Genomic DNA, 1,532 nt, shown 5'->3' on the forward strand with positions numbered 1-1,532 from the left:
AGAGAAGTGGCGATTGGGACAAATGCTGGCTCAAATACGATTAAAATATAATCCCCTAAATATTGGGGCTTGAATGGATTTTCTATTACTTTACCGTTTTGCTTTCCCAAACGATATGCCATTGCTTGAGGACGAGAGGAAACAATATGATGCAAGCGATCGCCGATAAAATGTAGCCCAACTCCATCGTCAGCAGCGTAACTATCACCGAGCAATTCTTCAGACAACAGACGATGACAACCATTTTTATAGGTTTCCCAATTGTAATGAGGACAATTGCTATGAGGCAGAAATCCCAAACATTTTAAAACCGTCCTATTTCTTGGAATTGAATCCGTTACTCCTTCTTCAAACCAACAAATTGAGCCTGCGCTTACACCACATAGTATAATTCCTCTTTCCCAAGCCTCACGTAGAATACTGTCAAATCGCCATTCTTTCCATAGGGCAATCAAATTTTTGGTATTGCCACCACCAACATAAATAATATCTTGCTGAAAAATAAAAGATTTTAGATCGGCAGTAGAAGGTTCAAACAAAGACAAATGAGATAACTGAGAGGGTTTGGGGGCAAAATGCTGGTAAAACCTCTCTATATATTCTTTTGAATCTCCGCTAGCGGTAGGTACAAAACAAACGCGAGGTTCTGCTTTGTCTGACAGATTATAAATATAAAAATCCAATAGAGGATTATCGGGTTCCATTCCCCAGCCACCTCCACCCATAGCTACTATCTGTTTCAGAGGAGATTTGATTGACATGGCGAGCGATAAACTAAACTAGCTGAGTTAATTCTAAAGCGAATTTTCTGACCAGCTTGGAAAATCGGCTTGTTGCTGTTATGTTGCGATCGCCACCAGATAAATTTTCTGATTTGCAAACCTTTTATCTCTTCATCGGGTCTTATTAATATCGGGAAAACCATAGTTTGTAATGACCCTTAAACCACCAGAGACACTAATTACTTTAATTACCAAAGTTCAACAAGGCGATCGCCAAGCTTACGGTAAGATTGTGCGGGAGTATCAGAATTTGGCAGTGGGTTATGCCTATTCAATCTTGGGAGACTTTTCTCTAGCTGAAGAAGCAGCCCAAGAAGCTTTTATTGAGGCTTATTTAAAACTAAATTCTTTACTCAAACCTGCTGCTTTTCCTGGTTGGTTAAAAAGAATTGTCTTTAAACACTGCGATCGCAAAACGCGCAAAAAACGTCTGCCTTCAATTTCTTTAGAGCAAACTAACGAGCCAATCGCAACTCAACCAAATCCTTTTAACATTGCCGAACAGCAAGAATTAAAGACTATGATTCATCAAGCGATCGAACTATTGCCGACGAGAGAAAGAGAGGCGATAACTCTATTTTATTTTGGCGATCGTTCTCAAAAAGAGATTAGCGGGACTTAAACAAAAACTAAGCCCAAACTAACCCCAAACTAGCTTTGTAAGCAGTAAAAACGTCCAAATTATCATTGAGCCACTGAACAAAACGATAAGACATGGCGGTACGAAATGCCTCCAAAGCTTCGGGAAAT

Annotated in this window: 3 protein-coding genes; 1 reads left to right on the top strand and 2 read right to left on the bottom strand. The window is 39.6% G+C overall.

All coding sequences use genetic code 11. The features are described from left to right. Together AC33VI_RS23215 and AC33VI_RS23220 are read right to left on the bottom strand one after the other, a co-directional pair. Nucleotides 1–761, bottom strand: a 761-nt coding sequence (locus AC33VI_RS23215; RefSeq protein ID WP_491784630.1) for a Type 1 glutamine amidotransferase-like domain-containing protein, incomplete at its 3' end; no start/stop codon positions are given. Then, nucleotides 740–925, bottom strand: coding sequence for a hypothetical protein (locus AC33VI_RS23220; RefSeq protein WP_491784631.1), 186 nt, complete (start codon nucleotides 923–925; stop codon nucleotides 740–742). The genes AC33VI_RS23215 and AC33VI_RS23220, both read right to left, overlap by 22 nt. A gap of 8 nt (nucleotides 926–933) precedes the next feature. Between AC33VI_RS23220 and AC33VI_RS23225 the strand changes: the two genes are divergently transcribed. Further along, nucleotides 934–1,404, top strand: a complete 471-nt coding sequence (locus tag AC33VI_RS23225) for an RNA polymerase sigma factor (protein ID WP_491784632.1) — start codon at nucleotides 934–936, stop codon at nucleotides 1,402–1,404. The last annotated feature ends 128 nt before the right edge of the window (nucleotides 1,405–1,532 follow it).

The sequence above is a fragment of the Waterburya sp. genome, assembly GCF_058530065.1.